This is a genomic window from Cupriavidus sp. IDO (assembly GCF_000812465.1).
Lineage (GTDB): Bacteria > Pseudomonadota > Gammaproteobacteria > Burkholderiales > Burkholderiaceae > Cupriavidus.
This window is the reverse complement of record NZ_JWMA01000029.1, coordinates 68092-94287: the sequence shown is the minus strand read 5'-3', so window position 1 is coordinate 94287 and position 26196 is coordinate 68092. Positions and strand designations below refer to the sequence as shown.

At 67.0% G+C, this 26196-nt stretch carries 24 protein-coding genes; 8 read left to right on the top strand and 16 right to left on the bottom strand.

All coding sequences use genetic code 11. The annotated features are described in order from the left end of the window. Positions 1-12: 12 nt before the first annotated feature. The 6 genes from RM96_RS09925 to edd all read right to left on the bottom strand — a co-directional run bounded on the left by RM96_RS09925 (position 13) and on the right by edd (position 7167). Positions 13-834, bottom strand: coding sequence for a peptidase (locus RM96_RS09925; protein WP_039010260.1), 822 nt, complete (start codon positions 832-834; stop codon positions 13-15). Between the two features lie 111 nt (positions 835-945). Continuing rightward, on the bottom strand, positions 946-1791 hold the full coding sequence (locus RM96_RS09920; RefSeq protein ID WP_039010259.1) for a transglutaminase family protein: 846 nt from the start codon (positions 1789-1791) through the stop codon (positions 946-948). 63 nt (positions 1792-1854) lie between these two features. Beyond that, positions 1855-2808: an alpha-E domain-containing protein gene (locus RM96_RS09915; RefSeq protein ID WP_039010205.1), complete on the bottom strand. Its 954-nt coding sequence runs from the start codon at positions 2806-2808 to the stop codon at positions 1855-1857. A 52-nt stretch (positions 2809-2860) separates the two neighbouring features. Then, entirely contained in the window at positions 2861-4336 is a 1476-nt protein-coding gene (locus RM96_RS09910; protein ID WP_039010204.1) for a circularly permuted type 2 ATP-grasp protein, read from the bottom strand. A gap of 294 nt (positions 4337-4630) precedes the next feature. Further along, positions 4631-5134, bottom strand: coding sequence for a gluconokinase (locus RM96_RS09905; RefSeq protein WP_039010203.1), 504 nt, complete (start codon positions 5132-5134; stop codon positions 4631-4633). 137 nt (positions 5135-5271) lie between these two features. After that, positions 5272-7167 carry a phosphogluconate dehydratase gene (gene edd / locus RM96_RS09900; protein ID WP_039010202.1) on the bottom strand — a complete coding sequence of 632 codons (1896 nt, stop codon included), beginning with the start codon at positions 7165-7167 and terminating at the stop codon, positions 5272-5274. Positions 7168-7406: 239 nt separating this feature from the next. Here edd and RM96_RS09895 point away from each other — a divergent pair, with 239 nt between their 5' ends. Next, positions 7407-8327 carry a MurR/RpiR family transcriptional regulator gene (locus RM96_RS09895; RefSeq protein ID WP_039010201.1) on the top strand — a complete coding sequence of 307 codons (921 nt, stop codon included), beginning with the start codon at positions 7407-7409 and terminating at the stop codon, positions 8325-8327. Here RM96_RS09895 and RM96_RS40685 read toward each other — a convergent pair. The 5 genes from RM96_RS40685 to RM96_RS09875 form a co-directional block, all read right to left on the bottom strand. After that, the gene (locus tag RM96_RS40685; protein WP_338011410.1) at positions 8324-9091 is read right to left on the bottom strand and encodes a ComEC/Rec2 family competence protein; all 768 of its coding nucleotides are present in this window, start codon (positions 9089-9091) and stop codon (positions 8324-8326) included. The genes RM96_RS09895 and RM96_RS40685 overlap by 4 nt on opposite strands. Then, positions 9054-10667 (bottom strand): ComEC/Rec2 family competence protein, encoded by a 1614-nt coding sequence (locus RM96_RS09890; RefSeq protein WP_338011409.1) that lies wholly within the window; start codon positions 10665-10667, stop codon positions 9054-9056. The genes RM96_RS40685 and RM96_RS09890 overlap by 38 nt, the downstream gene beginning before the upstream one ends. Before the next feature lie 68 nt (positions 10668-10735). Further along, entirely contained in the window at positions 10736-11593 is an 858-nt protein-coding gene (locus RM96_RS09885) for a TatD family hydrolase (RefSeq protein WP_039010200.1), read from the bottom strand. A gap of 12 nt (positions 11594-11605) precedes the next feature. Further along, on the bottom strand, positions 11606-12343 hold the full coding sequence (lolD, locus tag RM96_RS09880; protein ID WP_039010199.1) for a lipoprotein-releasing ABC transporter ATP-binding protein LolD: 738 nt from the start codon (positions 12341-12343) through the stop codon (positions 11606-11608). After that, the gene (locus RM96_RS09875; protein WP_039010198.1) at positions 12336-13586 is read right to left on the bottom strand and encodes a lipoprotein-releasing ABC transporter permease subunit; all 1251 of its coding nucleotides are present in this window, start codon (positions 13584-13586) and stop codon (positions 12336-12338) included. The genes lolD and RM96_RS09875 overlap by 8 nt, the downstream gene beginning before the upstream one ends. A 124-nt stretch (positions 13587-13710) precedes the next feature. Between RM96_RS09875 and RM96_RS09870 the strand changes: the two genes are divergently transcribed. Both RM96_RS09870 and recJ read left to right on the top strand, forming a co-directional pair. Continuing rightward, complete coding sequence (locus tag RM96_RS09870; RefSeq protein WP_039010197.1) at positions 13711-14817, top strand: hypothetical protein; 1107 nt, start codon at positions 13711-13713, stop codon at positions 14815-14817. Between the two features lie 43 nt (positions 14818-14860). Beyond that, positions 14861-16558 carry a single-stranded-DNA-specific exonuclease RecJ gene (gene recJ, locus RM96_RS09865; protein ID WP_039010196.1) on the top strand — a complete coding sequence of 566 codons (1698 nt, stop codon included), beginning with the start codon at positions 14861-14863 and terminating at the stop codon, positions 16556-16558. Here the strand turns inward: recJ and RM96_RS09860 are convergent. Next, the gene (locus RM96_RS09860) at positions 16521-16883 is read right to left on the bottom strand and encodes a MerR family DNA-binding transcriptional regulator (protein WP_238587205.1); all 363 of its coding nucleotides are present in this window, start codon (positions 16881-16883) and stop codon (positions 16521-16523) included. The genes recJ and RM96_RS09860 overlap by 38 nt on opposite strands. 75 nt (positions 16884-16958) lie before the next feature. Then, positions 16959-17669, bottom strand: a complete 711-nt coding sequence (locus tag RM96_RS09855) for a peptidoglycan DD-metalloendopeptidase family protein (protein WP_039010195.1) — start codon at positions 17667-17669, stop codon at positions 16959-16961. 192 nt (positions 17670-17861) lie between these two features. On the opposite strand from RM96_RS09855, the gene prfB reads away from it, so the two are divergent. The 5 genes from prfB (at position 17862) to RM96_RS09830 (ending at position 23589) form a co-directional block, all read left to right on the top strand. Further along, a protein-coding gene (gene prfB, locus RM96_RS09850; protein WP_152624083.1) for a peptide chain release factor 2 occupies positions 17862-18966 on the top strand; the annotation gives its coding sequence in 2 pieces (ribosomal slippage) (positions 17862-17942 and positions 17944-18966; 1104 coding nt in all). Positions 18967-19070: 104 nt separating this feature from the next. After that, entirely contained in the window at positions 19071-19829 is a 759-nt protein-coding gene (locus RM96_RS09845) for an SDR family oxidoreductase (RefSeq protein WP_039010194.1), read from the top strand. A gap of 51 nt (positions 19830-19880) precedes the next feature. Continuing rightward, on the top strand, positions 19881-21422 hold the full coding sequence (gene lysS, locus RM96_RS09840; RefSeq protein ID WP_039010257.1) for a lysine--tRNA ligase: 1542 nt from the start codon (positions 19881-19883) through the stop codon (positions 21420-21422). Positions 21423-21688: 266 nt separating this feature from the next. After that, a complete protein-coding gene (locus tag RM96_RS09835) occupies positions 21689-22468 on the top strand; it encodes a glycine zipper 2TM domain-containing protein (protein ID WP_039010192.1) in 780 nt (259 codons plus the stop codon). A 101-nt stretch (positions 22469-22569) separates the two neighbouring features. Next, a complete protein-coding gene (locus tag RM96_RS09830) occupies positions 22570-23589 on the top strand; it encodes a hypothetical protein (RefSeq protein WP_039010190.1) in 1020 nt (339 codons plus the stop codon). A 42-nt stretch (positions 23590-23631) separates the two neighbouring features. Here the strand turns inward: RM96_RS09830 and iscX are convergent, their stop codons facing one another. Genes iscX through hscA form a run of 3 tightly spaced genes read right to left on the bottom strand, consistent with a single transcriptional unit; the run spans position 23632 to position 26115 of the window. Then, entirely contained in the window at positions 23632-23826 is a 195-nt protein-coding gene (gene iscX / locus RM96_RS09825) for a Fe-S cluster assembly protein IscX (protein WP_039010189.1), read from the bottom strand. Positions 23827-23867: 41 nt separating this feature from the next. Continuing rightward, the gene (gene fdx / locus RM96_RS09820) at positions 23868-24206 is read right to left on the bottom strand and encodes an ISC system 2Fe-2S type ferredoxin (protein ID WP_039010188.1); all 339 of its coding nucleotides are present in this window, start codon (positions 24204-24206) and stop codon (positions 23868-23870) included. A gap of 43 nt (positions 24207-24249) precedes the next feature. Continuing rightward, positions 24250-26115 carry a Fe-S protein assembly chaperone HscA gene (gene hscA, locus RM96_RS09815; protein WP_039010187.1) on the bottom strand — a complete coding sequence of 622 codons (1866 nt, stop codon included), beginning with the start codon at positions 26113-26115 and terminating at the stop codon, positions 24250-24252. Positions 26116-26196 lie beyond the last annotated feature (81 nt).

The window sequence follows — 26196 nt, the reverse complement described above, 5'->3', positions numbered from 1 at the left end:
TCCTCTTCCCGCTCAGTCCTGCGTGCGCGAGCGCTCGCGCTTGGCCCGCACCGGCTGGCCCCAGCGATCGGCTTCAGTCGTGCGCGCCAGCGGGAATTCGGCTGCCTTGCTCGCATCCCATTCGGGATCGTGGATCTCGCCGAACACCTGGCGCAAGCGCTGCCCCCAGGTGTCGCGGATCATGCGGAAGTACGCGTTCTTTTCGTCGATACTGACGAAGCGCGTCACACGCAGCGTATCGGCCTCGTAGACCAGCAGGTCCAGCGGCAGGCCGACCGAGATATTCGACTTGAGCGTTGAATCCATCGAGATCAGCGCACACTTGGCCGCTTCGCCCAGCGGCATCGACGGGTGCACGACACGGTCGATGATGGGCTTGCCGTACTTGGCCTCGCCGATCTGGAAGTAGCAGTTCTCCGGCGTGGCCTCGACAAAATTGCCCGCCGCGTAGACGTTGAACAGGCGCACGCGCTCGCCACGGATCTGGCCGCCAAAGATCAGGCTGACATTGAATTCGATGCCGGCATCGCGCAGCGCATGGGCGTCGCGCTTGTGCACCTGGCGCACCGCGTCGCCAACGATCGACGTTGCCTCGAACATGTCGCGCGCCGTCCAGAGCGAGCGCTTTTCATCACGGCCTTCGACCAGGATCTGGCGCACCGACTGGCTGATGGCGAGGTTGCCGGCCGTCAGCAGGACCATTACGCGGTCGCCGGGCTCCTCGAAGACAGTCATCTTGCGGGCCGTGGAAATGGCATCCACGCCGGCGTTGGTGCGGGAATCGGACAGGAATACAAGTCCGGCATCGAGCCGCATGGCTACGCAGTACGTCATGGTGTTGTTGTCAGTTCTGGTGCGACTGCGCGTTGGCAGCCCGGGATCATCAGGCATTCTAGCGCCGCCGGGTTGCCTGCGCGCACTGTCTGGAAGCGGCCGTCTAATCGGCTATTCGGCGCCGGCAACGGGCGTGATGGCGATATTCACCTCCATCGTCTCTCCCGCTCCGCCCTCAAGAATGCCCCGGACCGGTGCAGCCGACTGGTAGTCGCGCCCCACGGCAAGGCGTACATGCCGCTGGTCCGTCACACAACGGTGCGTGACATCGATACTGCACCACAAGTCCCGCCCCGGATCCAGGCAGACGTCGGCCCAGGCATGGCTGGCCAGTTCGGTAGCGGCGGGATCGTAGAAGTAGCCGCTCACATAGCGCGCGGGTATGCCGAAGGCACGACATGCCGCCACCATCACCTGCGCCTGGTCCTGGCAGACGCCGGTCCCCAGGCGGAAGGCGTCAGCCGCCGAAGTGCCCACATCGGTCGTATTGGCCTTGTAGCGGACACGATCGGCAATCCCATCGGCCAGCGCCAGCAGCGCCGGCATCTCCTGACCCACGGCCAGGAATGGCGCGGCGAAGGCCCGCATCTCGGGCGGCGCTGTCGTCAACGGCGTCCTGGCAACAAAGTAAAGCGGCGACACCCGCGATTCGCCGGCGCCGGGCGCATCGAAAAAGGCGTGGTGCCCGGCCCGGTCCGCATCTGCGCGCGCAAGCGTCACTTCCACTTCGCCGGTAGCGGTAATCGCAATGGTGTCGGCCGGCCCGCTTACGGTGAAGTTGTGGACGATATTGCCGAAGCCGTCGCGGGCCTCCGACAAATTGCCGGGCGCGGCCAGCTGCCATGCCTGCACGGACTGCAGCGGCCCCGAGCGCGGCGCCAGGCGCAGCTCGTGCACGCTGCGCCGCACGGGCTCGGCATAGCGGTAAACGGTCTGATGATGGATCTTGTATTTCACGGTATCGGGAGGCCGCGGCGGCGGCTGCAGCACATGACGCCCCTGGCGGCCAGGGGCGTCATGCTAGGCTGCCAGCAGCGGTACGAGGAAGTCCCGGCTGATGCCATTGCCGAGGTCGCCGATGCGCTCCAGGAAGCTGGTCAGGTAGGCGTGCAGCCCGACGGCAAAAATGTCGTCGATGCGCGCGTATTTCAGGTCGGCGTGGAGTTTACCAGCCTGCCGCTCCGTCTCCGACGACTGCTGGTTTCTCACCAGCCCCAGGATGGCCACCACCTCGTCCATGCTCGACACCAGCGAGCGCGGCATGTCCGGCCGCAGGATCAGCAGTTCAGCCACCCGCTGCGGCGTGATCACCGCGCGATAGACCTTGCGGTAGACCTCGAATCCCGACACCGAGCGCAATACCGCCGCCCAGTGGTAGAAGTCGTTCTGCTCGCGGTTGGCATCACTGTCGTCCGAGCCCGACGTCTGGAATTTCACGTCCAGGATCCGCGCGGTATTGTCGGCGCGCTCGAGGAACGTGCCCAGCCGCATGAAGTGGAAGGCGTCGTCCTTGAGCATGGTGCCGAACTGCACGCCGCGCGCCAGGTGAGAGCGGAACTTGACCCACTCGAAGAAGCGCGACGGATCTTCCTGCAGCACGCCGTCGGCGATCATGCGCTGGACTTCCAGCCACGTCGTATTGACCGTTTCCCACACCTCCGTGGTCAGCGAGCCGCGCACCGCGCGCGCGTTCTCGCGGGCCGCGCGCAGGCAACTCATGATCGACGACACATTGGTCATGTCGCGCACCATGAAGTCGATCACGTCGTCGCGCGACAGCAGCCCGTACTTGTGGTCGAACGCCGCGGTCAGCTCCGAGATATCGAGCATGGCCCACCAGGCCTGCTCCGCCACCTCGGCGGACTGCGGCAGCAGCGAGGTCTGGTAGTTGACGTCGAGCATGCGCGCGGTGTTCTCTGCGCGCTCGGTATAGCGCGCCATCCAGAACAGATGGTCGGCGGTACGGCTCAGCATGATGGTTCTCCTCGCAGCGGACTGGTCCCTTGCTCGTGCATATCCGAGCCGCTCATCGTTCCAGCACCCACGTATCCTTGGTGCCGCCCCCTTGCGAGGAATTCACCACCAGCGAGCCTTCGCGCAAGGCCACGCGCGTGAGCCCGCCCGGCACCATCCGCACCTCCTTGCCCGACAACACGAACGGCCGCAGGTCGATATGGCGCGGCGCAATGCCGGACTCGACGTAGGTAGGGCACGTCGACAGCGCCAGCGTGGGCTGTGCGATGTACTGCTCGGGCCGGGTCTTGACCACCTCGCGGAAGGCCTCGATCTCGGCGCGCGTGGCCGCTGGCCCGACCAGCATGCCGTAGCCGCCGGCACCGTGCGTTTCCTTGACCACCAGGTCTTCCATATGGTCGAGCACGTACTGCAGGTCGTCCGGGCGCCGGCACATATAGGTGGGGACGTTGTTCAGGATGGCTTCCTCGCCGAGGTAGAAGCGGATCATGTCCGGCACGTACGGGTAGATCGACTTGTCATCGGCAACGCCGGTACCGATGGCATTGCTGATCGTCACGTTGCCGGCCCGGTAGACCGACAGCAGCCCGGCCGCGCCCAGCGCCGAATCCGGGCGGAAGACGAGAGGATCGAGGAAGTCGTCATCGACGCGGCGATAGATCACGTCGATGCGCTGCGGACCTTGCGTGGTACGCATGTACAGGTGGTCGTCCTCCACGAAGAGGTCGCTGCCTTCGACCAGCTCCACGCCCATCTGCTGCGCCAGGAAGGCGTGCTCGAAGTACGCCGAGTTGTACATGCCGGGCGTGAGCACCACCACCGTCGGATCGGCGATGGCCTGCGGCGAGACGCCACGCAGCATGTCGAGCAGCAGGTCGGGATAATGCGCGACCGGCGCGACGCGGTTGCGCGCGAACAGGTCCGGGAACAACCGCATCATCATCTTGCGGTTTTCCAGCATGTACGACACGCCCGAGGGCACGCGCAGGTTGTCTTCCAGCACGTAGAACTCGCCCTCGCCCGCGCGCACGACGTCGATGCCTGCCACATGGGCATAGATGTCGCGCGGCACGTCGATGCCGAGCATCTCCGGCCGGTACTGGGCGTTGTTGTAGATCTGGTCGGGCGGAATCACGCCGGCGCGGATGATGTCCTGGCCGTGGTAGATATCGTGGATAAAGCGGTTGAGCGCCGCGACGCGCTGCCGCAGGCCTTTTTCCAGCGTCGCCCACTCGCTGGCCGGGAAGATGCGCGGAATCACGTCGAACGGGATGGTCCGCTCGGTGCCGCTGTTGGACTCGTCCTTGTCGCCGTAGACGGCAAAGGTAATGCCCACGCGCCGGAAGATCAGGTCCGCTTCGGCGCGCTTGTTCCCCATCGTGCTGTCGGACTGTCTCGCCAGCCAGTCCGCGAAATGCCGGTAGTGCGCGCGCACCGCGCCGTCCGGCAAAGCCTGTCCCGCCTGGATGACCGCCGCCGCAGCGTCACCCCGCCAATCCAGCATCTCGTCGAAAAACCGCGCCGCCATGATGGCCGTTCCTCCATGAAATGGGCGCCCTGCCGCCAAACGACGGACTGGCCGCCCTGTTTTGCCTTGGCTGTACTGCCCCAAGTGCACCGGGCACAAACCCGCCGGAGCGAGGCTGTTGCACCGATGCTGTCGAGTTACTGGCCCTTTCAGCATACCTGTGCCGTAGAAAGCCGCAAGTGTGCTGGCTCTCCGGACACCGGAAGTCGTCAAGCAAGATGTTTGCCAGCGCACATCCGGAGGAAGGGATATGCGGCGGTGCGGCACGCCCGCCGAGGCATGCCGCCGCGAATCTCAGCGGGCGGCGGCCCCCTCCTGCGCGCCCGCGCGCAGGATCGTCTGGACCAGCGCCTCAGGCGTCTGGCGGATGTCCAGCACCAGCGCGCCGCGCGGCTCCTCCAGCGTCTCGAACTGGCTCTGGAGCAGGGCCGGATTGAAGAAGTGGTCGGTGCGGGCCGACAGCCGAGCGCCGATCACCGAAGCGTCGCCCTTCATGTAGACGAAGGTCACGCCGCCGTCGGGCGGGGTCAGGCGGTCGCGATAGGCCTGGCGCAGGGCCGAGCAGGTAAAGATATGGGTGCGGCCCTCCGCCCTGGCCGCATCGATGGCGGCGCGCATGGCAGCCAGCCAGGGCCAGCGGTCTTCATCGGTCAGCGGGGTGCCCGCGTGCATCTTGGCCTTGTTGGCGGCACTGTGGAATTCGTCTGCGTCATGAAAGCCGCAGCCCAGGCGTTGCGCCAGCATCTGGCCAACCGTGGTCTTGCCGCTGCCGGAAACGCCCATCAGGATATAGATCATGTCTGCTCCATCGATCTCGGTATCGGATGGTGTTGCCATCCTTGTCGGTAGCCCCGCGCCGGCTGGCGGCGCGAAGGTGCCCCGGGGCGGCCTGCCGCCCGGCGGGGAAATCTCGGGAAAATCGGCTTCTGGCCTGGCTATTGTGCGACGGATTGCGCGGTTGCGACAGGCTTGGCAGCACCGGCCGGGCCGGCGGCGTCCGCCTCCGACAGGTCGAGTGCGCTGCCCCCCTCTTCCGCGACGCGCGCGTGGCGGCGGAACAGCCCGAACAGGCCCCGGCCTACGCTGAACGCGGCGAAATCGTCCGCCGGCGCCTGGGCGGCCGTGCGCGCATCGAATTCGGCCGGATCGCCCAGCCATTCGAGGGTTCCCGCGACCGCGTCGACACGAACCAGGTCGCCGTCGCGCACGCGCGCCAGCGGGCCGCCGGCAAGCGCCTCGGGGCCGACGTGGATCACGGCCGGCACCTTGCCCGAGGCACCGGACATGCGCCCGTCCGTCACCAGCGCAACCTTGTGGCCGGCGTCCTGCAGGGCGCCCAGCACGGGCGTCAGGCGGTGCAACTCGGGCATGCCGTTGGCGTTCGGCCCCTGGAAGCGCACCACGGCGATCAGGTCACGGTTCAGCTCGCCGGCATCGAAGGCCCTCTGCAGCGCCTCCTGCGAATCGAATACACGGGCTGGCGCCTCGACGAAGCGGTGCTCGTCGGCCACCGCCGACACCTTGATCACGCCGCGACCGAGATTGCCCTGCATCAGCCGCAGGCCGCCTTCGGGGGAAAACGGCTCGGCGGCCGTGGCCAGCACCTGGGCGTCGCCGCTGGTCTCGGCGCCCGCGCGCCAGCGCAGCACGCCGCCGGTCATCACCGGCTCCTGCGTATAGCGGGCCAGGCCTGGACCGGCCACGGTCTGCACGTCTTCGTGCAGCAGCCCGGCATCCAGCAGTTCGCCGATGACATAGCCCGCGCCGCCCGCGGCATGGAAATGATTCACGTCGGCCGATCCGTTCGGATAGACCCGCGCCAGCAGCGGCGTGATGCGCGACAGCTGGTCGAAGTCATTCCAGTCGATGACGATGCCCGCTGCGCGCGCCATCGCCACCAGGTGGATGGTGTGGTTGGTGGAGCCGCCGGTCGCCAGCAGGCCGACCATGGCGTTGACGACGGCGCGTTCATCGACGATGCGCGCCAGCGGCAGGTATTCCCCGCCGCGCGCCGTCAGCTCCAGGGCGCGCCGCGCCGCCGCGACGGTCAGCGCATCGCGCAGCCCGCTGTCCGGATGCACGAAGGCCGCGCCCGGAAGGTGCAGCCCCATGATTTCCATCAGGAACTGGTTGCTGTTGGCCGTACCGTAGAAGGTGCAGGTGCCGGCGCCGTGATAGGCCTCGCACTCGGCTTCCAGCAGCGCATCGCGCCCGACCTGCCCGGTCGCGTAGAGCTGGCGCACGCGCGCCTTCTCCTTGTTGGACAGGCCCGTCGCCATCGGCCCGGCCGGTACGAACACCACCGGCAGGTGGCCGAACTGCAGCGCGCCCATCAGCAGGCCCGGCACGATCTTGTCGCACACGCCCAGCATCACCGCGGCATCGAAGGTGTTGTGCGACAGCGCCACCGCGGTGCTCATCGCAATGGCGTCGCGCGAGAATAGCGACAGCTCCATGCCGGCGTTGCCCTGCGTGATGCCATCGCACATCGCCGGCACGCCTCCGGCCACCTGCGCCACCGCGCCGGCAGCGCGGGCCGCTTCGCGGATCACACCCGGGTAGCGCTCATATGGCTGGTGCGCCGAGAGCATGTCGTTGTAGGCAGTCACGATGCCGAGGTTGAGGGCATGCTCCACGCGCAGCTTCAGCTTGTCGTTCGACGGCAGCGCGGCAAAGCCATGCGCCAGGTTCGCGCAGGACAGGCCGCGCAGCGGCCCGAGCTCTGCCTGCGCCCGCTCGCAGCGCGCCAGGTAGGCGCTGCGGCTGGCGCGGCTGCGCTCGGCTATACGTTGCGTGACAGCGAGGATGTCGGCATGGACGGCATTGGGCATGGCTGGACGTTCCTTGTGGGCTGCGGGGCGATTTGCGCACCCGGATATGTAGATTTTCTACATTATAACGATGACCAGCAAAAAGACGATCACCCGCAACGTCACAAAACCTATAAAAAGGCACAAATAAGGGGAATCCCTAGCTGCCGTCAGCCACTAGAACCATCAAGATTCGTTCGCGCCATGTGTAGAATATCTACACAGCCAGATATCCTGACCCGACCGAAAGCCCCTCAGCCATGCGCGAAAGAATCCTTGCCGTCTACGACTCGCTCCGCCCGTCCGAACGTCGCCTGGCCGACTACGTTGCCCGGCATGGCGCGAGCGTGATCCGGCTGTCGATGCCGGAACTGGCCGAGCGCGCCGGCGTCTCGCAGCCGACCATCGCCCGCTTCTGCGCGGCGCTCGGCTATGACGGCTTTCGTGAATTCAAGCTGCAGTTTGCGCAGAACGTCGGCGGCGGCACGCCGTTCGTGCATCAGGACGTGAAAGCGGACGACCGCCCTGCGGACATCGCAGGCAAGGTCTTCGACCGCACCATCGCCACCCTCATGAGCGTGCGCAACGCGCTGTCGGCCGACCAGATCGAGCACGGCATCCAGCTGCTGGCCCGCGCACGGCGCATCGAGTTCTACGGCTGCGGCAACTCCGGCATCGTCGCGCTCGATATCCAGCACAAGTTCTTCCGGCTGGGCATGCCGACCGTGGCCTACTCCGACTCGCACGTGTTCAGCATGTCGGCGGCCCTGCTCGGACCGGGCGACGTGGCCGTGCTGATCTCCAACAGCGGCCGCACGTGGGACATGCTGACCGCCGCCACCCTGGCACGCGCGAGCGGCGCCAGCGTGCTGGCGCTGACGCACAGCGGATCGCCGCTGGCGAAACTGGCGGACGTCTGCGTGTTTTCCGATGTCGAGGAAGACAGCGAGGTCTACACGCCGATGACCTCGCGCATCAGCCATCTCGTGCTTGGCGACGTGCTTGCCGCGGGCGTGGCGCTCGAACGTGCCGATACAGTCTCGGCAGGCCTGCAGCGCGCCAAGGCCCATTTGCGCGAGCGCCGCATCGCAGGTGCGGAGCCCACCCGCCCCGCTTCGCCCGATGACGCCCCGGCCAATGTCCCGGCTGGCAAGCGCAACGGCAAGGCCTCCACCCGTTAGCGTGGCGCCGGCGGGCGGTCGCGCCAGTAACGCGGCTCCGCCTGCCGGAATGCCGACAGCGTGTAGCCATCGCCGCGCGTGGCCATGGTGACCGCGCCGGTTTCGTCAGTCCGGTAGCGCAGGATGCCGGCGCGGCCGTAGCTCTCCCATACGTCAGCGCGCGGATGCCGATAGCGGTTGCCGTGCCCGAGCTGGAACACTGCGGCATCAGGCCGAACCGCGGCCAGAAGCGCTGCGCTCGACGATGTACCGCTGCCATGGTGCGGCACCAGCAGGAAGTCTGCGCGCACGGCCTCCGGCGACAAGCGATCCACCAGTTCCCGCTCTTCCGCGCGGCCGATATCGCCAGTCAGCAACAGGCTGCGGCTGCCGGTTGCCACACGCAGCACGCAGCTGCGCGCGTTGCTGGCAATCGTCTCATCCTGCGACTGCTCCGCGGCAGGATGCAGCAGCGCAAAGCGCACGCCGTCCCACTCCCACTCCTGACCGTCCGCACACGGCTGCCATTCGCCTGCGGCCTTTCCGAGCAGCGGGTGATACGGGGGCGCGGCCGTGGACCGCTCCCCCGCCTGCACCATGGCAAGGACATCAGGCATGCCGCCGGCATGGTCGATGTCCTCATGGCTGACCATCACGCGGTCCAGATAGCGCACCCCGGCGCCGCGCAGGTACGGCACGATAACCTGGCCGCCGGCGCTGGCGCCCGACGCATAGGCCGGCCCGGCGTCATACAGCAAGGCGTGGGAGCGCGTCCGCACCATCATCGCCGCTGGCCACCAGCATCGGCAGCACCAGCAGCAAGCCATGCACCCGCATGCGGGCCCCGAACGCTGCCGGAGCGAGGAGGATCAGCACGCCCGCCGCTGCAAGTACAGTCGCCAGCCAGCCCGCGCGGGCGGCCTCCCAGACTGCCCATGACGGCTCGGACAGCCAACCGATGGCTGCCACCAGCCACACCATCAGTTGATGGGCGATGCCAAGTAGTGGCCCCGCGACGGCGACTGGAATGACCGCCCCGAGCAACGCGAGTGGCGTGACCAGCAGGCTGACGACCGGGATGGCCAGCGCATTCGCCAGCGGCGAGACGACCGAGACCTGCCGGAACAACAACAAGGTCAGCGGCACCAGCCCGATCGTGACCGCCCACTGCGTCCGTGCGGCAGCGGCCAGCGTTGCGCCGAACCGCTGCCACCAGCCTGTTACCGCCTCCTCCCGCCCGGCCGCCAGGAAGATCACCGCCACCGCTCCAAAGGACAGCCAGAACCCGGGCGCCATCACGGCCCACGGATCCAGCACCATGGCAACGAACGCAGCCCACGCCAGCACCATCGACGCCGGCGGCGTGCGCCCGCTCCAGACCGCCAGTGCTGCCACGGAGAGCATCGCCACCGTTCGCAGCGCCGGTATTTGCAGGCCCGCGAGCAGCCCGTATGCCAGCGCCGTCAGGACAGCCCCGATCAGCGCCACACGCTTTGCCGGCAGCCACAGCGGCAACGGCCGGCGCATCGCGCGGCCCATCCCGAAGGAATGGCGCCATGCCCGATGCACCAGCGCTCCCGCCATGCCGGCGATCATCGTGATGTGGAGTCCTGAAATGCTGACCAGGTGACCGATGCCGGTGCGGGTGAACAGGCGCCAGTCCTCCGCATCGATGCCACGCTGGTCGCCGATGACGAGCGCCACCAGCACCGGCGCGAATTTCGCGTCCGCAGGCAGCGCGGCGCGGATGTGGTCGCGTATCGATGCACGCTGGGCCTCGATTCGCCATGCGAGCCGTTCGTGCACAGCTTCCTGCGGCCCTTCGCGCGACGCGCGCACGTAGCCTGTGGCGCCGTAGCCCTGTGCCAGCAGCCAGTACGCGTATTCGAACCCATAAGGATTGGCCAGTCCGCGCGGCCGCCGCAGGCGGACCGTAAAGCGATAACGCTGGCCGGGACGCAGGTCAGCCGGCGCCTCGCGCCAGTTCAGCACAATGCGCGGGGGCAGATGCAGATTGCCTGCGGCATGCTCGATGGTGAAAGCAAAGCGAGCACCCGTCACGCCCCATGCGGGCAGTCCCGACACCACGCCGCGCACGCCGAGATCCTGTGCTTCCAGCGTGGGCGCCAGCCAGTCGTGCATCCGCATCTCCGAGCGCCAGGCGGCCCAGCCGAAGCCGCTGGCGAATGCCAGCGCTATCGCCAGGGCACGCACCGGCAGGCGCCGCCGCCATCCGGCCAGGCAGAGCGCACAGGTGCCAATCACGCAAGCGAGCACGCGCAGGACTGTCGCGGGCGGCAGGTCGGCTTTCTGCTGCAAGGTCCAGCAGCCGGCGACAAAAGCCAGCAGGATCAGCCGCACAATGCCTCCCGGACGCTAAAAGGGCTCTGTTTTTACCCTCGAACGCCCGACGGAAGCTTGTCAGCCTGTCAGGGATTGGTTTCGGTTGTGTTGACGGCGCCGGGAGGCGCCATGATCGCGGAAAAGGCCGCCAGTCGCGGCAGCGCAGCCACCGAGTTGCGCCACATGGCGGTGGCAAGCTCGGCCTCTTCGAGGCCGCGCAACTCCGCCAGCACGCGCGCCACGCCAGCCACTTCGGCCGGCGTATTGCGCGCCTTGTGCTGCTCCCCGAACTGGTCGTCGGACAGCCAGGCGGGGGCAATGTCCGGCGCGTCGGTTTCCAGTACCAGCGCGTCGAGCGGCAGCTCGGTTGCCAGCCGGCGGATCTGCCGGGCGCGGCTGAACGTCAGGTTGCCGCCGAAACCCAGCTTCAGGCCCTGCTCCAGGAATCGGCGGGCCTGTTCGTGGCTGCCATTGAAGGCATGGGCAATGCCCCGCTTCACGCCGACCTTGCGCAGTTGCGCGCAGACCTGATCCTGTGATTTGCGCACGTGCAGCAGCACTGGCAGATCGAATTCCCTCGCAATCTTCAGCTGCTCGGCATACAGCCAGGTCTGATGCTCGGCATCGAGCCCGGCCACGAAGAAATCGAGTCCGATCTCGCCGACGCCGACAAAGCGCGGATCGCCGACCGAGGCGGCAACTTCCCGGCGCAACGCGTCAAGATCGGCCTGCCCGGCACCGGGCGAGCAAAGCGGATGGATGCCGAGCGCGTAGACGCAGCGCTCGTCCTGGCGCGCCAGCGCGCGCACAGCCTCGAAGTTCCATACCGCCACCGCCGGCAGCACGATGCCGCTGACCCCCGCCGCGGTCGCCGCATCGGCGACCTGGCCGCGGTCGTGGTCGAACTCGGTGGCGTCTAGGTGGCAGTGGGTGTCGATCCACATGGCGGGCAGGCTTCAGCGCTCCTGATGCAGGTGCCCGTCGCGCAGGCGCAGGATGCGGTCGCAGCGGCCGGCCAAGTCGAGATCGTGCGTGACGATGACAAAGCTGGTGCCTAGCGTGCGCGACAGTTCGAGCATCAGGTCATAGACGCCGCCGGCAGTGTGGTCGTCAAGGTTGCCGGTCGGCTCGTCGGCCAGCACGCAGGCGGGCTGCCCCACCAGCGCGCGGGCGATGGCCACGCGCTGGCGCTCGCCGCCCGACAGTTCGCCGGGCCGGTGCTTGGCCCGGCCACCGAGCCCCACGCGTTCCAGCATGGCCTGCGCCACGTCACGGGCTTCATGCTGCTTCAGGCCGCGGATGCGCATCGGCATGGCGACATTATCGAGCGCCGTGAATTCCGGCAGCAGGTGGTGGAACTGGTAGACGAAGCCGAGCGCGCGGTTGCGCACCACATTGCGCTCGCGCTCGCGCAGCGCGGTGAAGGGCTTGCCATGCAGCGCGACCTTGCCGGCATCCGGATTGTCCAGCCCCCCCAGCACATGCAGCAACGTGCTTTTGCCCGACCCCGACGCGCCGACAATGGCGACCTTCTCGCCGGCATCCACGCGCACGTCGACGCCCTTGAGCACTTCCACATCGAGTTCGCCCTGGCGGAATCGCTTGAACAGGCCTTCGCCCAGCAACACCGGCGTGCCGGATTTCGCCTGCGGGCTGGCGGGAATGGCTTCGGCCTTCAACATGACCTCACTCATAGCGCAGCGCCTCCGCCGGGTTGACGCGGGCGGCGCGCCAGCTTGGGTAAAGCGTGGCCAGCGTGGCCAGCACGAAGGAGATGATGCCGATGGTGGCGATGTCGTTCACGCGGGGATCCGAAGGGAGTTCGCTGATGAAATAGATGTCGCGCGGCAGGAACTGCACGTGCAGCAGCCGCTCGATGAGAGGCACGATCACGTCGATGTTGGTCGCGATCAGCGTGCCGCCGGCCACGCCGAGCACCGTGCCGATAAAGCCGATGGCCACGCCCTGCACGATGAAGATCTTCATGATCGAGCCGGGCTGCGCGCCCATGGTGCGCAGGATGGCGATGTCGGCCTGCTTGTCGGTCACGGTCATCACCAGCGTCGACACCAGGTTGAACGCGGCCACGGCGATGATCAGCGTCAGGATGATGAACATCATGCGCTTCTCGGTCTGCACCGCGGCGAACCAGTTGCGGTTCTGCTTGGACCAGTCGCGCAGGTAGAGCTCGCCCGAGAGCGTCCCGGCGAGCGCGTCGGCCACCTGCGGCGCGCGCTGCATGTCCTGCAGTTTCAGCCGCACGCCGGTGGGGCCGCTCAGGCGGAACAGCGTCTCGGCATCATGCACGTTGACCAGCGCGAGCGCGCTGTCGAACTCGAAGTGCCCCGACGAGAAGATGCCGACCACGGTGAACTGCTTGAGCCGCGGCAGCACGCCAGCCGGCGTGATGGTGCCCTGCGGCGCCAGCAGCGTGACCTTGTCGCCGACCTGCACGCCCATGGCATTGGCCAGCTCGTTGCCCAGTGCAATGCCGAACTCGCCCGGTGCCAGCGCCAGCATGCTGCCGGCCTTGAACTGTTTGCCGATATCGGAGACTTTGGGCTCCTCGGCCGGGTCCACGCCGCGCAGCAGCACGCCGCGCACGGCGTCTTCGCGCGTCAGCATGGCCTGCGCGGCCACGTAGGGTGCCGCGCCGATCACCTCTTTGTTCTGCATGGCCTCGGCCGCAGTCTTCTGCCAGTCGGGCAGCGAAGTCGGACCAATCACCTCGATATGCGAGAGCACCGACAGCATCCGGTCGCGCACTTCTTTCTGGAAGCCGTTCATCACCGACAGGACCACGATCAGCGCGGCCACGCCCAGCGCGATGCCAAGCATCGAGATCATCGAGATGAACGAAATGAACGTATTGCGGCTGGCGCGCTTGCTTGCGCGGGTATATCGCCAGCCGATCTGCCACTCGTAGGGAAAGTTCAAGAGGGTTCCTGTTGATTCGGGAAAGCACGGACGCCGGGGCGCCTGCGCCACATGGCGGCCGGCAGGGCATGGGCATCAAGGAAAACTGCCGCCGGCCAGCCGGAAGTTTACAATCTCGGCCACCATGATGACGCACCTGACCCTGATTGTGCCCTTTTCCGTCCCGCCGGGCGCCGGCGACGACGCGAGGGACGATGTCGTACCCGGCGCGCTGCTGCGCCAGTTGGAGTTGCCCGCGCTCGGAAAGTTGCTGACCCGGGCCGAGCCCGGGCTCCGCGAGCAGCATGACGATCCGTGGCTGCGCAGCCTGCCGCACGAACGCTGGCTGGCCGGCAAGGCCGGGCTGGACACTGCCCGTGTGCCGATGGCGCCCTATATGCGCCTGGCCGACAACGGCGGCCGCGAGGACGAAGGCGCCAGCCAGGCGTGGGCCTGCCTGCAACCGGTGCATATCCATGCCGCGCGCGACCACCTGGTGCTGATGCATCCGGACCGGCTCGGCATCCGCGCCGGGGAAGCCACCGCGCTGCGCGCCGCCATCGACGAGCTGGTGCGCGACTCGGACATCACCCTGGAGACGCCCTGCCCGGCCCGCTGGTACCTGCCCGAAGCCGTCTTCGGTCCGCTGGACGCCACCACGCCGCTGCGCGCCACCGGCCGCAATATCGATATCTGGCTGCAGGCCGGCGAACGCGCGCGCGACTGGCGCCGGGTGCAGAACGAAATCCAGATGACCTGGTTCGACCATCCGGTCAACCAGCAGCGCGAGATGGCCGGCGAGCTGCCGGTCAATTCGGTCTGGCTGTACGGCGGCGGCACGCTGCAGCCGGTGTCCCGGCTGGCGGATACGATCCTGACACGAGATCCCTTCCTGGCCGGGCTCGGCCTGGCGGCAGGCAGCCGGGTCGGACCGGTGCCGGCGGGTTTTGACGGGATCGCCGGGCAAGACGGCTCCGTCCTGGTCATGCTGGACAGCGTCACGGAAGCCCATATCGCCGAGGACTGGGGGCTGTGGATCCAGCAGATGCACGCGCTCGACGCCGACTGGTTCGGGCCCGCGCTGGATGCACTGGCTGGCGGGAAGATCGAGGCCATTACGCTCGTGCTCGGCGGCGAGAACCACTTCGCCGAATTCACCGTGCGCCGCGCCGACCTGCGCAAGTTCTGGCGCGGCATGGGGCAGCGCGGCGACTGGCGCGCGCTGCTTTCCGACCTGGCCTTCACCGCCTGAGCGGCAGCCGCCGCCACCTTCGCCCCCACTACCTGAATCCTCTATGACCCGGATCGCCGTCCGCAACTTTTCCCAAGAACATGCCAGGACGCTGGCGGCCGCCGGCCTGCACCCGACCTTGTCGCGCATCCTGGCGGCACGCGGCGTGGCGCAGCCCGCCGACCTGGCCACAGAGCTGCCGGAGCTGGTGCCGCCCGCCGCCATGAAGGGCATCGGCCATGCCGCGAGCTACCTGGCAGATGCCATTGCCGCCCAGCGCCGGCTGCTGATCGTGGCCGACTATGACTGCGATGGCGCCACCGCGTGCGCGGTCGGCGTGCGCGGGCTGCGCATGCTGGGTGCGCGGGTCGACTACATCGTGCCGAACCGCTTCGAGTACGGCTACGGGCTGACGCCGGAAATCGTGGCGCTGGCGGCGAAGCAGCAGCCGGATGTGATCGTCACGGTCGACAACGGCATCGCCAGCGTCGACGGCGTGGCCGCCGCCAATGCGCTGGGCATCGACGTGGTGGTGACCGACCATCACCTGCCGGGCTCGGAATTGCCCCAGGCGGCCGTGATCGTCAATCCCAACCAGCCGGGCTGCGAATTCCCAAGCAAGAACCTGGCGGGCGTCGGTGTGATGTTCTACGTGCTGCTGGCACTGCGGGCCGAGTTGCGCCAGCGCGGCGTATTCACGCAGGCCACCCAGCCGCCGCTGCAGACGCTGCTGGACCTGGTGGCGCTGGGCACCGTGGCCGACGTCGTCAAGCTCGACACCAACAACCGCATCCTGGTCGCGCAGGGCCTCAGGCGCATGCGCGCCGGGCGCATGCATCCCGGCGTGGCGGCGCTGTTCCGGGCCGCCGGCCGCGAAGCCGCGCGCGCCAATACCTTCGACCTGGGCTTCGGGCTGGGACCGCGCCTTAATGCGGCGGGCCGGCTGGCGGACATGTCGCTCGGCATCGAGTGCCTGCTGACGGACGACGCCAACCGCGCCTGGGAAATCGCGCAGGAACTGGACGGGATGAACCGCGAGCGGCGCGATATCGAGGCCGGCATGCAGCAGGAAGCCCTGCATATCCTGGAGCAGCCGCTGGCCGGGCCCGACCCATCGGCGCGTTTTACCGTCAGCGTGTTCAACGACACCTGGCACCAGGGCGTGATCGGCATCGTGGCGTCGCGCCTGAAGGACAAGTTCCACCGCCCGACCATCACCTTCGCGCCGGGCGACGATGCGACCATCAAGGGCTCGGGCCGCTCGATTCCCGGCTTCCACCTGCGCGACGCGCTGGACCTGGTATCCAAGCGCCACCCTGGTTTGCTGGTCAAGTTCGGCGGCCATGCGATGGCGGCCGGCCTGACGCTGCGTGCCGACACCTTCGACCAGTTCAAGGAAGCCTTCGAGGCGGTCGGGCGCGAGTGGCTGACCGACGACCAGCTCGCGCGCGTGATCGAAACCGATGGCGATATCGAAGACGGCTGCTTCAGCCCGGAATTCGTCACGCTGCTGGAGCAGCAGGTCTGGGGCCAGGGCTTTCCCGCCCCGACCTTCTGCGGAGAGTTCGACGTGCTGCGCCAGACCGTGCTCAAGGGCAAGCACCTGAAGCTGCAGCTCGGGCGCGGCAGCCAGCGCTTCGACGCGATCTGGTTCAACCATGCCGATTCGCTCGGGGCCAGCGCGCAGGTCGCCTACCGGCTCGACAACAACACCTTCAACGGCGTCACCCGCGTGCAGCTGGTGATCGAGCACGCACAATAGCGCGCCATACGGGATACGTCATGCCGCAGCCGAGGTCTGCAATGACCTCGAACGTCCAGCCCTGCCTCGCGCAGTAAAGCTCCAGCACCTGCTTCTGCCGCTCCAGGTCGTCCTTCTGGTCATGGCTGGATACGCGCGCATAAGCGATGGTGCGCCGGGCAGCCTCGGAGGCGTGAAATTGCTCGGGCCGCAGACGCGCCAGATCGTAGCGACGACGCCCGCCGGCTGTGCGTTCGTCCGCAATGAGCTTGCCTTCGCGCTCCCAGCGCCTCAGCGTTGGCGCCGAGACGCCCAGAAACTCCGCAACCTCTTGAATGCTGACCATCGTGCGTATCATGCGCAAATTGTGCACAACTGCGCAAGAACGCGCAACTATTCTGTTAGCAGTTCAAGCCCCGGTTCAGCCTCGCGACGACAGGTAGGCCATCGGATCGACCGGCTTGCCGTTGCCCCGCACCTCGAAATGCAGTTCGCTCGGGCTGGCGCCCATGCGGCCCACTTCCTGGCCGGCCGAGACCGTAGCGCCCTCCGTGACCAGCGGCCGGTCGAGGTTGCCATAGATGGTCAGCCAGTCGTCGTTGTGCTTGACGATCACCAGCATGCCGTAGCCGCGCAGATTGCCCACATGGATGGCCCGCCCGGCAGCCGCGGCGCGCACCGTGCCGTTGGCCGGCACGGCAATGCTCAGGCCCTTGCTGGCCGGCGGCGAGTAGCCGGCGGTGACGCGTCCGTCGGCCGGCCATTGCAGGCGGATACCGCTGGCGGGCGGCCTGGATGAGCCGCTGTCCACGCGCGGGGTGTCGGTGACGGCCTGGCCGGTGCCGGTAGAGGCCGATGCGCTGCCGCCGGGCGGCCGCACGCGGATCAGCTGGCCCACTTCGATCTGGCTGGGGCTGGTGATATCGCCGTTCCAGTGGGTCAGGTCGCGCACGCTGCGGCCGTGCTTGCGGGCGATCGAATAGAGCGTGTCGCCCCGTTCCACGCGGTAGAACCCGTCCGGCACGGGCCCGCCAACGGTGCCGCAGCCCGCCGCCAGCACGGCGGAAGCGGCCAGCAGCAGGCCCAGTGCGCGACGGCGGCCGGTCGCGATCTCATGTCTTGTTTGCGTCATTCGTCCCTGTCGGTGTTCGTTTGGGGGCGGCTTCCAGCGCGCTATTATCGCCTCCGCTGCCGGAAGGCCCCGTCGATAGACCGTTCGCAGCGCGAACGGTTCGACCCAGGACGCGCCGCGATGCCCGGATTCCACCCCCGAATCGCGGTGACAATCCGCTATAATTCAAGGTTTTGGAAGCGCAGGAACATCATGGAAGCAGAACGCCTCAACGCCATCTCCGGTGCCATCTCCGATCTCCGTTCGCGAACGGAAGATCTACGGGGGTATCTTTGACTACGATGTCAAAGTAGGAAGGCTGGACGAAGTCAACGGCTTGCTGGAAGACCCCGACGTCTGGAACAACCCCAAGCGGGCCCAGGACCTCGGCAAGGAAAAGAAGGCGATCGAGGGCGTGGTAAGCGTGCTCGGCAAGCTCACCGACGACCTTGGCGGCGCCGAAGAGCTGTTTGAACTCGCCAGGGAAGAAGGCGACGACGAGACCCTCGAAGCGATCGAGGCCGACGTCAAGGGCTTCGAGGAAATCGTGGCGGGCATGGAATTCCGCCGCATGTTCTCGGGCGAGATGGACCAGGCCAACGCCTTTATCGACATCCAGGCCGGCGCCGGCGGCACCGAAGCGTGCGACTGGGCCTCGATGCTGCTGCGCCAGTACCTGAAGTACTGCGAGCGCAAGGGCTTCAAGGCCGAGGTGCTGGAAGAGTCCGAAGGCGACGTGGCGGGCATCAAGAGCGCCACCATCAAGATCGAGGGCGAATACGCCTTTGGCTACCTGCGTACGGAAACCGGCGTGCACCGTCTGGTGCGCAAGTCGCCGTTCGATTCATCGGGCGGGCGCCATACCTCGTTCTCGTCGGTGTTCGTCTACCCCGAGGTCGATGATTCGTTCGAGGTCGAGGTCAACCCGGCCGATCTGCGCGTGGATACCTACCGCGCATCGGGCGCCGGCGGCCAGCACATCAACAAGACCGATTCGGCCGTGCGGATCACGCACATCCCGACCGGCATCGTGGTGCAGTGCCAGAACGACCGTTCGCAGCACCGCAACCGTGCCGAGGCCATGTCGATGCTGAAATCGCGCCTGTACGAGCACGAGATGCGCAAGCGCCAGGCCGAAGCCGACAAGCTCGAAGCCGGCAAGACCGACGTGGGCTGGGGCCACCAGATCCGCTCGTACGTGCTGGACCAGAGCCGCATCAAGGACCTGCGCACCAACGTGGAAATGTCCAACACCCAGAAGGTGCTGGACGGCGACCTGGACCCGTTCATCGAGGCCAGCCTCAAGCAGGGACTGTAACGCCGTCGGCGGCCCGCCCGGATGACTGACGCGGGCCGCGCGACGACTGCCATCGCAATCGATGTACCGCCGCCCTGCCGGGCGGCTCTTCCGACCGGGGCTCCATGAGCGAAGCAAACCATCTCTACATCATCACCGGCGCCTCGCGCGGTCTGGGTGCGGCATTGACCAATGCCCTGCTCGTGCCGGGCAACCGGCTGATCTGCGTGGCGCGCAGCCGCAATACGGAACTCGAGCGCATCGCGACGATGAGCGGCGTGCCGGTGGCCTGGCACCTGCAGGACCTGTCGCAGGCCGGCCCCGCCGCCGGCTGGCTGGCGAGCGTGCTGGACAGCCTGGATGAGCCGCCCGCCAGCGCCACGCTGATCCTGAATGCCGGCGTGGTAGAACCCATCGGCCCGGTCTCGCGCCTGCAGGAAAGCACCCTGGTGCCGCACTTGCTGACCAACCTGGCTGCGCCGATGACGATGACGGCTGCGTTCCTGGAGCGCACGGAGAAGTTCGATTGCCCGCGCAAGGTGCTCGCCATCTCGTCCGGCGCGGCGCGCCGCCCGGTCGAAGGCTGGAGCGCCTATTGCGCCGGCAAGGCCGGGCTCGACATGTTCATGCGCTCGGTCAACGCCGAATACGCGCAGGCGCCGGCACCACGCACCGTGCGCGCCGTGGCGCTGGCCCCGGGCGTGATCGACACCGGCATGCAGGCCACCATCCGCAATGCCGACTTCGCCCAGGTGCAGCGCTTCCGCGAACTGAAGGCCAACGAACAGCTTGCATCGGCCGAGGAAACCGCCGGCCGCATCGTCGCCTACCTGCACCGCCCGGACTTCGGCAGCACCGAGCTGGACGATCTCCGCAATTACTGAAGCCATACTGAATCCGTGCGCGGCCTGCCGCGTGCGACCCCACAAGACATCATGACTGAACCGAACCGCGCCCAGCCCGCCCAGGCCGCAGAAACGCCCGCCACAGACGAGAACAAGATCATCGCGGAGCGGCGCGAGAAACTGGCGGCGCTGCGCCAGCAAGGCGTGGCCTTCCCTAACGATTTCCGCCCGACCCACCAGGCCGGCGCGCTGCATGCCCAATATGGCGAGACCGACCAGGCCGGACTCGAAGCCAACCCGGTCGAGGTTGCCATCGCCGGTCGCATGATGCTCAAGCGCGTGATGGGCAAGGCCAGCTTTGCCACCGTGCAGGACGGCAGCGGCCAGATCCAGTTCTACATCACGCGCGACAAGGTCGGTGAAGAGGTCTACGCCGCCTTCAAGCACTGGGACCTGGGCGACATCGTCAGCGCCCGCGGCGAACTGTTCCGCACCAACAAGGGCGAGCTGTCGGTGCAGGTGCGCGAGCTGCGCCTGCTGTCCAAGTCGCTGCGCCCGCTGCCGGACAAGTTCCACGGCCTGGCCGACCAGGAAATGAAGTACCGCCAGCGTTATGTGGACCTGATCGTGTCGCCGGAAACGCGCAATACCTTCCGCGCCCGCACCAATGCGATCTCGTCGCTGCGCCGCCATATGGCCGACGCGGGCTTCATGGAAGTCGAAACGCCGATGCTGCACCCGATCCCGGGCGGCGCCGCGGCCAAGCCCTTCATCACGCACCATAATGCGCTGGACATGCAGATGTTCCTGCGCATCGCGCCCGAGCTGTACCTCAAGCGCCTGATCGTGGGCGGCTTCGAGCGCGTGTTCGAGATCAACCGCAACTTCCGCAACGAAGGGGTGAGCCCGCGCCACAACCCCGAGTTCACCATGATGGAGTTCTACGCGGCCTACACGGACTACCGCTGGCTGATGGACTTCACCGAGAACCTGATCCGCCAGGCCGCGATCGACGCGCGCGGCAGCGCCGTGCTGACCTACCAGGACCGCGAGCTGGACCTGTCGAAGCCATTCCATCGGCTGACGATCTGCCAGGCCATTCAGAAGTTCGCGCCGCAATACACCGACGCACAACTGGCCGACGCCGACTTCCTGCGCACCGAGCTGAAGAAGTTCGGCGTGAACACCAGCGCGCCGCAATTCCTCAACGCCGGACTGGGCACGCTGCAGCTGGTGCTGTTCGAGGAAACCGCCGAGAGCCAGCTGTGGGAGCCGACCTTCATCGTCGACTACCCGGTCGAGGTGTCGCCGCTGGCGCGTGCCTCCGACACGGTCCCCGGCATCACCGAGCGTTTCGAGCTGTTCATCACCGGCCGCGAGATCGCCAATGGCTTCTCGGAGCTGAACGACGCCGAAGACCAGGCCGACCGCTTCCGCAAGCAGGTCGAGCAGAAGGACGCCGGCGACGAGGAAGCGATGTACTTCGACGCCGACTACATCCGCGCGCTCGAGTACGGCATGCCCCCGACGGGCGGCTGCGGCATCGGCATCGACCGCCTGGTGATGCTGCTGACCGACAGCCCGAACATCCGCGACGTCATCCTGTTCCCGCACCTGCGCCGGGAAGACTGATTGCGCAGGGCATCCTGCCGGACGCTTTGGCTGCACAAGGAACCCCACCGCTGCCGTGGGGTTTTTCTTTGCCCGCTTCGCGAAAGCCATGCCAGGCGTTCAATTGTTACAGCGGCGACCGCTGCGGCCATCGAAAAACGACCGTAACCAATTGAATATAAAAGATTTTTTAAGCTACATCTGATTACAAAATCAAACGGAAAGCGCCGGCGGCTTCGGCCACACTGGATCTATGGATCAAGCCATGCGTCATCGGAGAAAGAACAATGCAAAGCCAAGCCACGCCAAACGCCAACACGCCGAACCTTCCTACGCCGCTGCCGCCGCAACGCCGGCTGAATCCGCTGGTCGGTGCGGCAGCCGTGGCCGTGGTGATTGCCAGCCTGACCGCGGTTGCCGCCGTCACCGGCGTCCTGCCGATCAGCAAGGCCAACCAGGGCATGCAGGAGCCAATGCCGGTCGCAGCCGCCCCGGCGCCCGCTCCGGGCAGCACCACCCGCCCGCCGGTCTATGACGACGGGCAGACCCGCATCGGGCCGCAAGCGGCCATGCCACAGCAATATCAGCAGCAACAGCAGCAACAGCAGCAGGCTGCGCCCCGTAGTGCGCCGGCGCGCCAGGCCGCAGAGCCGGCTTACGGCAACGACGACGCCCGCGGCAATGCCGGCAACGGCAGCAACAGCGCCTACGCCGAACGCCAGCCGGCGAAGGGCAGCCCCTATGCGGGCCGCGTGGTAGCGGTCACCCCGATCCAGACCGAGAAGCCTGCCAGCGGCCTCGGCGCCGTGGGCGGTGCCGTCGTCGGCGGCCTGCTGGGCAACCAGGTGGGCAAGGGTAACGGCCGCATCGTCGGCACGGTGGTCGGCGCGGTGGGCGGCGGCTTTGCCGGCAACCAGATCGAAAAGGCCGTCAACAAGGACACGCATTATCAGGTGCGCGTCAGGATGGACGACGGTAGCCATCGCACCTTCACTTACCAGTCCGCGCCGGGCGTGCAGGTCGGCGAGCGAGTCCACCTGGAAAACGGCGCGCTGGTGACTGGCTAGCGCGTCTAATACGCCGTTACAACAAGGCCGGCTTGTCGCCGGCCTATTCTTCGACTGCGTTGCTATGATCCTTTTGCCAATCGTTCATCGCAAACCTGACGATGCCGCGCGCTCCCCGCACAATCCGCCGGATCTGGCAGCGGCTCGCACCGCTGGCCGGCGGCGTTCTTCTTGCGATGACGCACCACGCAGCGAACGGGCAGGAATTGCTCGTGCTCGGCGGCATCCAGTCGACGGATGGCCCCGGGGAACGCAGCTACGGTTATGCGTATTCCTACCAGCACAACCTCGGCGAGAACTGGTACGCGACCTTCACCTACCTCAACGAAGGGCATGTCACCGACCATCATCGCGACGGCCACAGCGTCCAGCTCTGGTGGCGCTACCTGGCCCTGGACCGCAAGCTGACGCTGGCAATCGGCGCCGGTCCTTACCGCTATTTCGATACCACGGATCCACGGCCCGATGGCAGCTATGACAACCGTCACGGCTGGGGCGCGCTGCTGAGCGCTGCCGCCACCTGGTATGTCAATGGCGGTCCCTGGATGGTGCAGGCGCGCTACAACCGCGCGCAGACGCCATCAAGCATCAAGACGAATACGCTGCTGATGGGAGTTGGCTACCAACTGGATCGTGGCGATCGCGGCGGACCGGTCGTGCCGCCGCCGACGCGCAGCGACAATGTCACGCAGAACGAGCTGACAGTGTTCCTCGGCGGAACCATCGTCAACAGCTTCAATTCGCAGACATCCTTTGCCAAGGCGATGGAATACCGCCGCGGCCTGTGGCGCTACGTGGACGGCACCATCAGCTATGTGAACGAAGGGGAGAACGCGGCGCTACGCCGCAACGGCGTGGCTGCGCAGGCCTGGCTCACGCGTGCCTTCTTCGACGACAAGCTGACACTCGGGGTTGGCGTGGGGCCCTACTACGCCATCGACCTGAGCGAGAAAGGGCTCGCCGCGACCAGCACGCCATCGCGCTGGTCCGGGCTGATGTCGATCTCGGCCAGCTACCGGCTGGGCGCTCACTGGCTGACGCGGCTCACGTGGAACCGGACGGTGACTGGCTATGACCGCGATACCGACGTGATCCTGGCGGGTGTCGGCTACCGCTTCTAGAAAACAAACAGGCCGGCGGAGCCGGCCTGTTTCATGGCTTGCTTACTGCGCTTCTTCGATCCAGGCAGCCTGGATCGCTTCGAGGATCTTCTCGCCGGACCGCTCCGGCACGTCGGCAAAGCCGTCGAGTTCCAGCACCCAGCGGCGCAGGTCGGTAAAGCGCACGCCCATCGGATCCACGTCCGGGTATTTGTCGTACAGGGCTGCCGCAATGGCGTAGGTGTCGGTCCACTTCATGAGTTCTTCTCCGCTGCTGGTTCTACCGGCGCTGCTTGCGCTCAGTGGCCTTCCTTGGCGTGGTTGATCGTGTACTTGGGAATCTCGATGGTCAGGTCTTCGTCGGCAACGATGGCCTGGCACGAAAGCCGCGAATTGGGCTCCAGCCCCCAGGCCTTGTCGAGCAGGTCTTCTTCCTTTTCTTCGGCCTCGTTGAGCGAATCGAAGCCCTCGCGCACGATCACGTGGCAGGTCGTGCAGGCGCACGATTTCTCGCAGGCGTGCTCGATGTCGATACCGTTGGCAAGCAAGGTATCGCAGACGCTGACGCCCTTTTTGGCTTCGATCACTGTCCCTTCGGGGCAGTACTCGACATGGGGCAAAACGATGATCTGTGGCATGTGGTGTCCTGATATCTATGCAATACGGTGCGCGGCCCGGTGATCAGCCCAGTTCCTGCACCTTGCGCCCGGCCAGCGCGCTCTTGATCGAGCGGTCCATGCGGCGGGCGGCAAATTCGTCGGTGCCGTGCGAGAGCTTCTCCACGGCGGCGTGGATCGCGCGATGGTCTTCGCCGGTGGCGATCTCGCGCACCGACGCCATCAATGCTTCCACCGCGGCACGCTCGTCGGCGGACAGCAGGTCGCCATCCGTTTCCAGCGCGCGCATGGTGGCCTCGACCAGCCGGTCGGCCTCGACGCGCTCTTCGGCCAGCGCACGGCTCTTCATGTCGTGCTCGGCCTCGCGGAAGCTGTCCTGCAGCATGCGTGCGATCTCGTCATCGGCCAGCCCGTACGACGGCTTAACCGTGACCGACGATTCCACGCCGGAATGCGTCTCGCGCGCCGTCACCGACAGCAGCCCGTCGGCGTCGACCTGATAGGTCACGCGAATGCGTGCCGCGCCGGCCACCATCGGCGGAATGCCGCGCAGCTCGAAGCGCGCCAGCGAGCGGCAATCGCTCGCCAGTTCGCGCTCGCCCTGCAGCACGTGGATCGCCATGGCGGTCTGGCCATCCTTGAAGGTGGTGAATTCCTGCGCGCGCGCCACGGGGATGGTGCTGTTGCGCGGAACGATCTTCTCCACCAGGCCGCCCATGGTTTCCACGCCCAGCGAGAGCGGGATCACGTCGAGCAGCAGCCAGTCTTCGCCCGGCGCATGGTTGCCGGCCAGCAGGTTGGCCTGCATGGCCGCGCCCAGCGCCACCACGCGGTCCGGATCGAGATTCGTCAGCGGCGTCTGGCCGAAGAAATCGCCCACGGCCTTGCGGATCGACGGCATGCGCGTGGCGCCACCGACCAGCACCACGCCCTTGACTTCGTCCGTGGTCACGCCGGCATCGCGCAGCGCCTTGCGCACCGGCGCCATGGTCTTCTGCACGAGGTGAGTGGTGATCTGCTCGAACGTTTCATCGGTCAGCGTCAGGTGCACGATCTCGCCGGAATCGAGCACGGCATCGATTACGGTGCTGTCGGCTTCCGAAAGCGCTTCCTTGGCGGCGCGCGCACGCACCATCAGCAGGCGGGTGTCCTGCGCAGACAGCGGCTGCAGGCCGGCCTGCTCCACGATCCAGCACAGCACGCGCTGGTCGAAATCGTCGCCGCCAAGCGCGGAATCGCCGCCCGTGGCCAGCACTTCGAACACGCCGCGCGTAAGCTTCAGCACTGAAATGTCAAAGGTGCCACCGCCCAGGTCGTAGACGGCGTAGGTGCCCTCGGACGCGTTGTCGAGCCCGTAGGCAATGGCGGCAGCGGTCGGCTCGTTGAGCAGGCGCAGCACTTCCAGTCCGGCCAGCCGCGCGGCGTCCTTGGTCGCCTGGCGCTGTGCCTCGTCGAAATAAGCTGGCACGGTGATCACCGCGCCAACCAGGTCGTCACCGAGCGAGTCCTCGGCGCGCTGGCGCAGCGTGGCGAGAATTTCCGCCGAGACTTCCACCGGGCTCTTTACGCCGGCCACGGTCTTGATCTGCACCATGCCGGGCGCGTCAACGAAGTCGTAGGGGCTGTGCTCGATGTTCGCCACGTCACGCAGGCCGCGGCCCATGAAGCGCTTGACGGAGACGATGGTGTTCTTGGGGTCGCGCACGGCTTCGTCCTGGGCGCGATAGCCGATATGCGCGGTGCGGTCGGCCAGGTAGCGCACGACCGACGGCAGCAGCGCACGGCCGCGTTCGTCTGCCAGGACTTCGGGAATGCTGCTGCGGACCGCGGCCACCAGCGAGTTGGTGGTGCCGAGGTCGATGCCGACAGCCAGGCGGCGTTGGTGGGGCGCCGGCGACATGCCGGGTTCGGAAATCTGGAGCAGTGCCATGATGATTCTTCGCTTTCTCGTGCGGCAAAAACTACCGCTGCTCAGGCGGGTTCGCGCCGGGGCGCCATTGTGTCATGACCC

Excerpts from the sequence above, each read along its gene's own strand:
- RM96_RS09910 (WP_039010204.1), bottom strand. The coding sequence starts at position 4,336 with ATGGCGGCGCGGTTTTTCGACGAGATGCTGGATTGGCGGGGTGACGCT.
- RM96_RS09915 (WP_039010205.1), bottom strand. The coding sequence starts at position 2,808 with ATGCTGAGCCGTACCGCCGACCATCTGTTCTGGATGGCGCGCTATACC.
- recJ (WP_039010196.1), top strand. The coding sequence starts at position 14,861 with ATGACCCGGATCGCCGTCCGCAACTTTTCCCAAGAACATGCCAGGACG.
- RM96_RS09835 (WP_039010192.1), top strand. The coding sequence starts at position 21,689 with ATGCAAAGCCAAGCCACGCCAAACGCCAACACGCCGAACCTTCCTACG.
- RM96_RS09895 (WP_039010201.1), top strand. The coding sequence starts at position 7,407 with ATGCGCGAAAGAATCCTTGCCGTCTACGACTCGCTCCGCCCGTCCGAA.
- edd (WP_039010202.1), bottom strand. The coding sequence starts at position 7,167 with ATGCCCAATGCCGTCCATGCCGACATCCTCGCTGTCACGCAACGTATA.
- RM96_RS09885 (WP_039010200.1), bottom strand. The coding sequence starts at position 11,593 with ATGTGGATCGACACCCACTGCCACCTAGACGCCACCGAGTTCGACCAC.
- iscX (WP_039010189.1), bottom strand. The coding sequence starts at position 23,826 with ATGAAGTGGACCGACACCTACGCCATTGCGGCAGCCCTGTACGACAAA.
- fdx (WP_039010188.1), bottom strand. The coding sequence starts at position 24,206 with ATGCCACAGATCATCGTTTTGCCCCATGTCGAGTACTGCCCCGAAGGG.
- RM96_RS09845 (WP_039010194.1), top strand. The coding sequence starts at position 19,071 with ATGAGCGAAGCAAACCATCTCTACATCATCACCGGCGCCTCGCGCGGT.
- RM96_RS09860 (WP_238587205.1), bottom strand. The coding sequence starts at position 16,883 with ATGGTCAGCATTCAAGAGGTTGCGGAGTTTCTGGGCGTCTCGGCGCCA.
- RM96_RS09830 (WP_039010190.1), top strand. The coding sequence starts at position 22,570 with ATGCCGCGCGCTCCCCGCACAATCCGCCGGATCTGGCAGCGGCTCGCA.
- lysS (WP_039010257.1), top strand. The coding sequence starts at position 19,881 with ATGACTGAACCGAACCGCGCCCAGCCCGCCCAGGCCGCAGAAACGCCC.
- RM96_RS09870 (WP_039010197.1), top strand. The coding sequence starts at position 13,711 with ATGATGACGCACCTGACCCTGATTGTGCCCTTTTCCGTCCCGCCGGGC.
- RM96_RS09855 (WP_039010195.1), bottom strand. The coding sequence starts at position 17,669 with ATGACGCAAACAAGACATGAGATCGCGACCGGCCGCCGTCGCGCACTG.
- RM96_RS40685 (WP_338011410.1), bottom strand. The coding sequence starts at position 9,091 with ATGATGGTGCGGACGCGCTCCCACGCCTTGCTGTATGACGCCGGGCCG.
- hscA (WP_039010187.1), bottom strand. The coding sequence starts at position 26,115 with ATGGCACTGCTCCAGATTTCCGAACCCGGCATGTCGCCGGCGCCCCAC.
- lolD (WP_039010199.1), bottom strand. The coding sequence starts at position 12,343 with ATGAGTGAGGTCATGTTGAAGGCCGAAGCCATTCCCGCCAGCCCGCAG.
- RM96_RS09925 (WP_039010260.1), bottom strand. The coding sequence starts at position 834 with ATGACGTACTGCGTAGCCATGCGGCTCGATGCCGGACTTGTATTCCTG.
- RM96_RS09905 (WP_039010203.1), bottom strand. The coding sequence starts at position 5,134 with ATGATCTATATCCTGATGGGCGTTTCCGGCAGCGGCAAGACCACGGTT.